This window comes from Streptomyces kebangsaanensis, from assembly GCF_001906585.1.
Classification (GTDB): Bacteria; Actinomycetota; Actinomycetes; order Streptomycetales; family Streptomycetaceae; genus Streptomyces; species Streptomyces kebangsaanensis.
Genome location: NZ_JUJA01000011.1, coordinates 23,363 through 25,068, shown reverse-complemented (window position 1 = coordinate 25,068; position 1,706 = coordinate 23,363). Strand labels below are relative to the sequence as shown.

Here is a 1,706-nt window from a genome sequence, read left to right as displayed (position 1 = left end):
GAGCCGGTGCCGACGTGGACGCTCTTCTTGCCGGCGGAGAGCACGCCCGGGGCCAGGTCGGTGCGGTCGGGCACGGGTGCGACCTGGATCAGCTTCAGCCGCTCGCCGCGGAACATGGTCCAGGCGCCGGGGGCCGGGGTGCAGGCACGCACCACGCGGTCCACGCGCAGGGCGGGGGCCGTCCAGTCGACCCTGGCGTCCTCGACCGTGATCTTGGGGGCGAGGGTGACGCCCTCGGACGGCTGCGGTACGGCCTTCAGGGTGCCGTCCTCGATGCCGTCCATGGTGGCGGCGAGCAGCCCGGCGCCGGCGAAGGCGAGCCGGGTGAGCAGGTCGCCGCTGGTGTCGGTGGGCCGGATCTCCTCCGTGACGGTGCCGTAGACGGGGCCGGAGTCCAGACCTTCCTCGATGAGGAAGGTGGACGCGCCGGTGATCTCGTCCCCCGCCATGAGGGAGTGCTGCACGGGGGCGGCGCCGCGCCAGGCGGGCAGCAGGGAGAAGTGCAGGTTGACCCAGCCGTGGGCGGGGATGTCCAGGGCGGCCCTGGGCAGCAGGGCCCCGTAGGCGACGACGGGGCAGCAGTCCGGGCCGATCTCCTTCAGCCGCTCCAGGAACTCCGGCTCCCGCGGCTTGACCGGCTTGAGCACCTCGATCCCGGCCTCCTCCGCCCGCTCGGCGACCGGACTGGCGACCATCCGGCGCCCGCGCCCGGCCGGCGCGTCGGGCCGGGTGACCACGGCGGCCACCTCGTGCCGCCCGGAGGCGAGCAGGGCGTCCAGAGCGGGAACGGCGACCTCTGGGGTACCGGCGAAGACGAGCTTCATGGGACGGCTTGGCCCTCTCAGGCGGAATGAACGGCGACCGGCGCACCAGTCTATGACCACCGCCACGGGGCCGCCGCCGCGCGGACCGGGACCACGGCCGGGGTCGGGGCACCGGCGACCGGGGGGCGCAGCGCGTGTGCATTCGTGGGGGCGTGCGTACATGCCGCCACGCCCCCCGCAGCGTGACCAGCGGAGCGAAGGCGCGTTGGTCAAGAGAGAGTTGACCACAGCGGGCCGTCCGCGCGGCCCGGTTCCTTTCAACGCCGGTTCGAGAGGCTTGTTCATGGCCGACCACGCAACTCACGACGCCCAGGCCCGGGCCAGCCTGCACCTGCTGGTGCGGGACATCGAGCGGGTCCGGCGGCAGGTGGACGCACTGCGCACGCTCACCGCCCAGCTGGGCAACGTCTACCGCCCGCGCCGCTCCGGCCCCTCCACGGGCTTCGTCGTCTACGGACGTGCCCCCGCCCCGACGGTCCGTCTCGCGCAGGAGCTGCGGGACAGCGTCGAGACCCTGGTCACGGCCGCCGTGGACTTCGACCGCTCGCTGGGCTTCTCGTGGGACGCCGTGGGCTCCGCCCTCGGCGTCACCAAGCAGGCCGTCCACCGCCGTTACGGCGCCCGCCGCGCCACCGCGCAGGCGGGCGCCGAAACCGAGCGGGCCCCGGAACCGTCGGGCACCCGCACGGTCGACGTCGGCGCCGGCCTCCCCGCGGTTCCCGCGGCCCGCTCCATGCCGGCCCAGCCCACCGCAGGCAGCCCCACCCTCCGCGACGAGGCCCGCCCCACGTCCTTCCCGGGACCCCGCAACGGCTGACCACCACCGCCTTCCCCGGCCGGGCCGTGCCATGGCGGGCCGGCCGTAGGCCTTCTCCGAGCGTG

At 75.1% G+C, this 1,706-nt stretch carries 1 protein-coding gene and 1 pseudogene; one reads left to right on the top strand and one right to left on the bottom strand.

Translation table 11 applies throughout. From position 1 onward, the window contains the following. Positions 1 to 770, bottom strand: a pseudogene (locus RH94_RS00735) (methionyl-tRNA formyltransferase); the annotation flags it as partial. Positions 771 to 1,107: 337 nt separating this feature from the next. Between RH94_RS00735 and RH94_RS00730 the strand changes: the two are divergent. Next, positions 1,108 to 1,641, top strand: coding sequence for a hypothetical protein (locus RH94_RS00730; protein WP_073945742.1), 534 nt, complete (start codon positions 1,108 to 1,110; stop codon positions 1,639 to 1,641). The last annotated feature ends 65 nt before the right edge of the window (positions 1,642 to 1,706 follow it).

Coding starts and splice junctions, on each gene's coding strand:
- RH94_RS00730 (WP_073945742.1), top strand. CDS start 1,108: ATGGCCGACCACGCAACTCACGACGCCCAGGCCCGGGCCAGCCTGCAC.